We start from the raw sequence: 7,421 nt of genomic DNA on the forward strand, positions 1-7,421 counted from the left end.
AGTACTCGGCCATCTGCGGCTACACCGAAGCCGATGTGGACACGGTCTTCGCGCCGGAGCTGCAGGGGCTGGACCGGCAAGCCATTCGCGACTGGTACAACGGCTACAACTGGCTGGGCGAGGCGGTTTACAACCCGTTCGATGTGCTGCTGCTGTTTGACAAGCGGGAATTTCGCCCCTACTGGTTCGAGACCGGCACGCCGACCTTTTTGGTCGAGTGGCTGCGCGCGCGCGGCTACTTCACGCCGCAACTGGAAGAAACCTACGCCGACGACGCGCTGTTGTCCTCCTTCGACGTCGAGTCGATCCAGCCCGAGGCCATGCTGTGGCAGACGGGGTATTTGACGTTTCAGGAACGCATCCGAGAGGCCGACTTCACCATCAACCGTCTGCGCCTGCCCAACCTGGAGGTGCGTATGGCGCTCAACCGGGCGTTGCTGGCGGGGTGGACCGAGAATGCCGCTGTGGTGAGTCAGCAGGGGCTGTTGGTACGACGCGCGCTGGCGCAGGGGGACACGGCCCGTTTTCGGCAGGCGTTGGAAAGCCTCTACGCCACCATCCCGCACGACTGGTACCGCGCCAACCCCATCACCCAGTACGAGGGTTACTGGGCCAGCGTTTTCTACAGCCACCTGGCCGCGCTCGGCTTGGAGCTGATTGCCGAAGACGTCACCAACCACGGCTGCATCGACTTGACCGTCAAACTCCCTGAGCGCATCTATCTGTTCGAGTTCAAGGTGGTGCCCGACCAGGCCACCGGGCAGGCGCTGGCGCAGCTGCGGGCCAAGGCGTATGCGGACAAATACCGGGCGGATGGGCGGCCGCTGCATCTGGTCGGCATCGAGTTCAGCCGCCAGCAGCGCAATGTGGTGGGGTTGGACGTGGCCTGACTGCGCTGACAGGCCGTCTGCGACCGCGCACAATCGCACCCGTGACCATCCCGGCGTCGTTTTTACAGGAGCTGCTGGCGCGCACCGATCTGGTGGAGCTGGTCGGGCGCTATGTGCCCTTGCGCAAAGGCGGGGCGAACTATCTGGGGCTGTGTCCGTTTCACGCCGAAAAATCGCCCTCGTTCACGGTCAGCCCATCGAAACAGTTCTACCACTGCTTTGGCTGCGGCGCGCACGGCAACGCCATCGACTTTTTGATGCGCCATTTGGGCCTGCCCTTTCCCGACGCCGTGCGGGACTTGGCCCAGCAAGCCGGCATGAGCGTACCGCAGGACGAGACGACCCCGGCGCAACGCGCGCAGGCAGCGGCGTTGCGGCAGCGTCGCGCCACCTTGACCGAAGTGCTGGCACAGGCAGCGCGCGCTTACCAGGCGCAGCTCAAGCTCAGCCCGCGTGCCATCGCCTATCTGAAAGGCCGAGGGTTGACCGGGGCCATCGCCAAAACCTATGGCCTGGGCTATGCACCCGCAGGCTGGCGCTTCCTGTCGACGATATTCGCGGACTACCAGGACGACCGCTTGGTCGAAGCCGGACTGGTGATCGCGGCCGATGCGGCGCATGCCGGCGCGACCGCGCGCCTTCCCGACGCCGAGGCCGCGCCCCACGCCTGCTCGCCGGCCGACGCGACGGCCGACACGGGCGAGCCGGCCTCCTCCACCCCGGGGGAGCGGGTGGCCAGCGGTGCGAACCGACGCCACGATCGCTTTCGCGATCGCATCATGTTTCCCATTCGCAATGTCAAGGGCGAATGCATCGGCTTTGGCGGACGGGTCATCGACGGCGGTGAGCCGAAATACCTCAACTCGCCCGAAACTCCCGTCTTTCGCAAGGGCGAAGAGCTCTATGGTTTGTTCGAGGCCCGTGCCGCCATTCGGCAGCAGGGCTATGTCCTGGTCACCGAAGGCTATATGGACGTGGTGGCCTTGGCTCAACTGGGCTTTGGCAACGCCGTGGCCACGTTGGGCACCGCCTGCACGCCCGAGCATGTGCGCAAGCTGTTTCGCTTCAGCGATGCGGTGGTGTTTGCCTTCGACGGTGACGCGGCCGGTCGGCGGGCCGCGCGGCGTGCCCTGGAGGCCGCCTTGCCGCACGCCACCGATACGCGCACCATTCGCTTCTTGTTTTTGCCGTCGGAGCACGACCCCGACAGTTTTATCCGCACCCATGGCGCCGCAGCCTTTGCCGCCGCCGTACAGGCCGCGCTGCCCTTGAGCCGCTACCTGCTGGACGTGGCCGCCACGGATTGCGACCTCGATACCTCGGAAGGCCGGGCGCGCCTGAGTGCGCAGGCGCAGCCGCTGTGGACCGCGATGCCCGACAGCGCGCTCAAGCGCCAGCTGCTGCACGAGCTAGCCGACCGCATCGGCTTGGAAGCGCGCGAGCTGCAGGAACTGTGGCACCAGCGACTGGGCCGCGGCACCCGCGCTGGCACACCGTCCACAGCCCGGACGGTGCCGCCCGCAGCGGTGGCTGCTCGCGCAGCAACGGCTGTGACTGCCCGTCAGCCACCACCGCCGACACCACTGCCCGCGGGCAGCGCCGGCACGGCGCGCCCGGCCCCTCCCGGCCGTACCCGACCGGCCGACGGCGCCATCAGTGGCCCCGCCTGGGCCAGTGTCGTGCGCCGCGCGCGTCGCGGCTTGCTGGACCGCGCCGACCGTATCGCCCGCATCGTGCTGGGAACGCCCGAGGCCTGGCTGTGGCTGACTGCCGAGGATCACGCCCTGCTTGCCACCGAACCACCGCCCCACGGGCTGTTGTTCAGTTGGTTGGAACGCCAATGGCTGGAACACGGCGCGCAGCCCTGGGCCGCGCTGCGCGAGGCCATGCGTGGCGAGCCATTCGAAGCCCTGGCGCTGGCATTGCACGACAGCGCGGTATCGCTGGAGCCCGCAAGCGACGACGGGGCGCTGCCGCCCTCGGTCGATGACCAGCGGCACGAGCTGCGCGAACTCCTGCGACGGCTGCGGATCGAACGTCTGAAGCAGGAAGAACGCGCGTTGATCGAGCGTGCCACCCATGACCCCGAGGCGTTGAGGCGCTATCGCGTCGTCATGGAAGAGCGGCTTCGCATGCAAAATGGCGATGAAGTGTTATAATGAAAAGTTCGCAAGTGCGACAGCAGCACCTCCGGACAGGGCCACTTGAAGCGCGCGCAGCCTTCCTTTGCGGCTGCGGCGCCAGCCGCGAAACGACACGACGCTTGGCCAGGATGCACGCTCATCCGCCCCGCAAGGGCTGCACACCAAATGTTCGCCCCTCGCTTGCGAAACAGGCGCTGCATCCCCATTTGGGGGTGCGGACGTGTGGCTGGCATCGACCCGTTCAGCGGCGTTGTGGCCACCCTGTTTGCGTTCACCTGTGTCAACGGTTGGCTGTGTCCACCGTTTTGCGCCCATCGTACTTCGTCTTTGTCTGGCCCGGCTTGACCGGGTGGAGTGTGTGAGCCGTGAGCACCCGTTCGAAGAAATCCGCCCCCATCACCGCTGAAACCGAGGCCACCCCGACGCCGCTGCCGGAGGCCGCGCGGCCGGCCGCGCGCAAGCGCAGCACGAAAGCCAGCGCAACGAGCTCCGAGACCGCCGCCACCACGGCGGCGGCTGCGACGGCGCAGGCACCTGCCGCAGCGGATGAGGCCACCGGCGCCGATGCGCTCAAGGCGCGCAAGGCCAGCGGCAGCAAGGCGAGCAAGGCCGCCAAGACGACCAAGGCCAGCGGCAAGAGCGGTGCAGCCAAGCGCGGTCGCAAGCCAGCCAAGAGCGAAGGCGAGGACGACGTGTTTGCCGATGCCGATCTGGGCGACCTCGACGACGACCTGGTCGAGGACGACCTGGAAGCGGTGGCCGACGAGGTCGAAGCCGCCGAGGCCGAGCCGGCCGAGAAGGCCAAGCCCCTGCGCATGAAGCTCAGCAAGGCCAAGGAACGCGCCTTGATGAAGGAGTTTGGCCTCGACGACACGGTGCTGACCGAAGAGGAGGCCAAGCTGCGCCGGGAAAAGCTCAAGCAGCTCATCAAGCTGGGCAAGACGCGTGGCTACCTGACGCACGCCGAAATCAACGACCACCTGCCGGACAAGCTGGTCGAGCAGGAGACGCTGGAAGTCGTCATCTCGCTGCTCAACGACATGGGTGTGTCCGTCTTCGAGCAAGCGCCCGATGCGGAAACCCTGCTGCTGACCGGGGCCCCGGCCGCCGTGACCACCGAGGAAGAAGCCGAGGAGGAAGCCGAAGCGGCGCTGTCGACGGTGGACAGCGAGTTCGGCCGTACCACCGATCCGGTGCGCATGTACATGCGCGAAATGGGTACGGTGGAACTGCTCACGCGCGAGGGCGAGATCGAGATTGCCAAGCGCATCGAACGTGGCTTGCACGAGATGATGGAGGCGATCTCCGAGTCGCCCGCCATCATCCACGACCTGCTGCTGATGGTCGAGGAGATTCGCGAAGGCAAAGTGGTCATCTCCAGCGTCGTCGACGGCTTTGCCGACGCCGATGAGGCCGACGACTACGTCGCCGAGGAAGATTTCGACGACTACGAAGACGACGATGACGGCAAGGGCGGCTCCAAGGCCTTGACGCGCAAGATGGAGGAGCTCAAGCGCGAGGCGCTGAGCCGCTTCGACGCCATCCGCGCGCAGTTCGAGGAACTGCGCCGCATCTACGAGGCCGAGGGCTGGGGCACGCCGCGCTACCGCGAAGTGCAGCGTGGCATCACCGATACCCTGATGACGATCCGCTTCACCGCCAAGACCATCGAGACGCTGTGCGACAAGGTGCGCCAGCAGGTCGATACGGTGCGCAAGATCGAGCGCGAGCTGCGCCGCATCATCGTCGACAAGTGCGGTATGCCGCAAGAAAAATTCGCCGCCGACTTCCCGCCCAATCTGCTGAACCTGCAATGGGTCGAACGCCAGGCCGCCGCCGGCAAGCCTTGGAGCGCAGTGCTGGGCCGCAACATCCCGGCGATTCAGGAGCTGCAGCAAAAGCTCATCGACCTGCAGACGCAGGTGGTGGTGCCGCTGGAGCAGCTCAAGGCCATCCACAAGCGCATGAACGATGGCGAGGCCATGTCGCGTGACGCCAAGCGCGAGATGATCGAGGCCAACCTGCGTCTGGTGATCTCCATCGCCAAGAAGTACACCAACCGCGGCTTGCAGTTCCTGGACCTGATCCAGGAAGGCAACATCGGCCTGATGAAGGCGGTGGACAAATTCGAATACCGCCGCGGCTACAAATTCTCCACCTACGCCACTTGGTGGATCCGGCAAGCGATCACGCGCTCCATTGCCGATCAGGCGCGCACCATTCGTATCCCGGTGCACATGATCGAGACCATCAACAAGATGAACCGCATCTCGCGCCAGTATTTGCAGGAATTCGGCGTCGAGCCGGATGCCTCGATCCTGGCCGAGAAGATGGATATGCCGGAGGACAAGATCCGCAAGATCATGAAGATCGCCAAGGAGCCGATCTCGATGGAGACGCCGATCGGCGACGACGATGATTCGCACCTGGGCGACTTCATCGAAGACACCAGCAACGTGGCGCCCGTGGATGCGGCGATGCAAGCGGGTCTGCGCGAGGTGGTCAAGGAGATTTTGGATACCCTGACACCGCGCGAAGCCAAGGTACTGCGCATGCGCTACGGCATCGAAATGTCCACCGACCACACGCTGGAGGAAGTGGGCAAGCAGTTCGACGTCACGCGCGAGCGCATCCGCCAGATCGAAGCCAAGGCGATTCGCAAGCTCAAGCACCCCAGCCGCTCCGAGAAGCTGCGCAGCTTCCTGGACAATCTGTAAGCTCAGGACACGCGAAAGCGCGACACGGCGGCCACCAGCTCATTGGCCTGTTGGCGCAGGCTCGAAGCCGCCGCGGCGATTTCTTCGACCAGGGCGGCATTTTGCTGCGTCCCCTGGTCGATCTGCCCCACCGCCGCGCCCACCTGATCGATGCTGGCCGCCTGGTCGCGGCTGGCGGCATTCATTTCCGCCACCAGCCCGCCCAGGCGCTGGACGCCCTCGACCATGTCGCGGATGGCCACGCCCGCGTCGTGCACGAGTGCCGTGCCCTGCGACACCCGCTCCACGCTGGCAGTGATCAGCTCCTTGATCTGCCGCGCCGCATCCGCGCTGCGTTGGGCCAGTGACCGGACCTCCGCCGCCACCACGGCGAACCCGCGCCCGGCCTCGCCCGCCCGCGCCACCGCGACCGCCTGCCCCACCGGGCGGGTCACCGTGGTGGGCACCCAGACGATGAGACCGATCCCCACCACGACGACCACGCCGGTGATCGCCAACATGATGCGCTCCGTCCGCGCCACGCAGGTTGAACTGGTGGATCGACTCCATCGCGGCATAGGCTTTGGCGAACGCGGCCGGTGTTTCGCTGTCGAACGCATCGCGGGCCAGTTCGACCAATTCTTCGGTCGCCCCCGCGTTCTCCAGCGCGGACAAGCCGGCTTGGGCCGCGGCGCGGTACGCATCGTGCGCCTGCCGGTAGGTGGCATACAGCGCCTTCTCCTCATCGGCGAGCGGATCGCCGGGAAGGTACGTCTCCAATGTCTGGGCGTAAACGCGCGCTCGCGCCAGCGGCGCTGTTTTCAGGCCGTTGAAAAAACCCCATCGAAGCGGCCGCGTACCCGTTTGCGTGGGTCCGAAGCCGGCGCAAGCCGTTTTTCCGGGCTGCGACGGCCGCCTGGGCGCCCCCTTTGGGGGCCGTTTGCCCATTTTGGGCGCACTGCCCCCGGCGATCACACATGATGCGCATCCCACCAGCCCCCGATGGAGCCCATGCGCACCAGGTTGTACGCGGCAAAGCACATCAGCGCCTGCCCCACCAGCTTGGCATGCTGCGGATGGAAAACAGGATTTGCAGCAGCAGCGCCTTGAGCAGCATCTCTGGCGGCACCGAAGGGCGGCCGCGGCGGGCATAGACCGCTTCGAACTCTGCGCTCATGCTGGCCAGCAAGGCATCCACCAAGCCCCGCAGCTCGCGCAGCGGGTGTCTGGCCGGTACCCGCTCTTCGAGGCTGATGTAGCTGAACATCGCCCCCTGGATGTTCTGTGTGCCTCTCATCTTTGGTGTCTGCTGTCTCGTCGTCGCCGCCGCTCACATGGTACCGGCCGCACGGGCAGCTGCGGGGGAGTTTTTCAACGGCCTGTTAGGCAGCATATGCGCGCGCTGCGCCACCGGTCAACCTTCGCGGCCTGGCGCTCGCCACCGCCGGTCTTGGCCCGAGTCCACCCGCCTCGCGACGCGGGGACCGACATGGCTGAGATGACCGGAAAGCGACACGGCCAAGCCATTTTCGTGTGGAATATCACAATAATCCCAGATTGTCCATTAGGGAACCTCTGCACTACCCCGCCCACTCGTTCGTGGCGACGAGTTGAGGGTCAATATCGTTTCACATGACGGGATCGAAGCAGATGCTGAGCCGTCTTTTGGCTCCAGCAAGCCCCTTGATGGG

3 protein-coding genes and 2 pseudogenes are annotated in these 7,421 nt (G+C 65.8%); 3 read left to right on the forward strand and 2 right to left on the reverse strand.

Annotated features, from left to right (window positions below):
* The 3 genes from Tchar_RS12910 to rpoD form a co-directional block, all read left to right on the forward strand.
* Positions 1-890, forward strand: an 890-nt coding sequence (locus tag Tchar_RS12910) for a PD-(D/E)XK nuclease domain-containing protein (protein WP_161595538.1), incomplete at its 5' end; no start/stop codon positions are given.
* 41 nt (positions 891-931) lie between these two features.
* Entirely contained in the window at positions 932-3,049 is a 2,118-nt protein-coding gene (locus Tchar_RS12915) for a DNA primase (RefSeq protein ID WP_161595539.1), read from the forward strand.
* A 350-nt stretch (positions 3,050-3,399) separates the two neighbouring features.
* Positions 3,400-5,751 (forward strand): RNA polymerase sigma factor RpoD, encoded by a 2,352-nt coding sequence (rpoD, locus tag Tchar_RS12920; protein ID WP_144329402.1) that lies wholly within the window; start codon positions 3,400-3,402, stop codon positions 5,749-5,751.
* 2 nt (positions 5,752-5,753) lie between these two features.
* Here the strand turns inward: rpoD and Tchar_RS14155 are convergent.
* Together Tchar_RS14155 and Tchar_RS12935 are read right to left on the reverse strand one after the other, a co-directional pair.
* Positions 5,754-6,164: pseudogene (locus Tchar_RS14155) on the reverse strand (methyl-accepting chemotaxis protein); the annotation flags it as partial.
* Positions 6,165-6,799: 635 nt separating this feature from the next.
* A pseudogene (locus Tchar_RS12935) lies at positions 6,800-7,027 on the reverse strand (transposase); the annotation flags it as partial.
* Positions 7,028-7,421: the final 394 nt, after the last annotated feature.

This window comes from Tepidimonas charontis, from assembly GCF_007556685.1.
Classification (GTDB): domain Bacteria; phylum Pseudomonadota; class Gammaproteobacteria; order Burkholderiales; family Burkholderiaceae_C; genus Tepidimonas; species Tepidimonas charontis.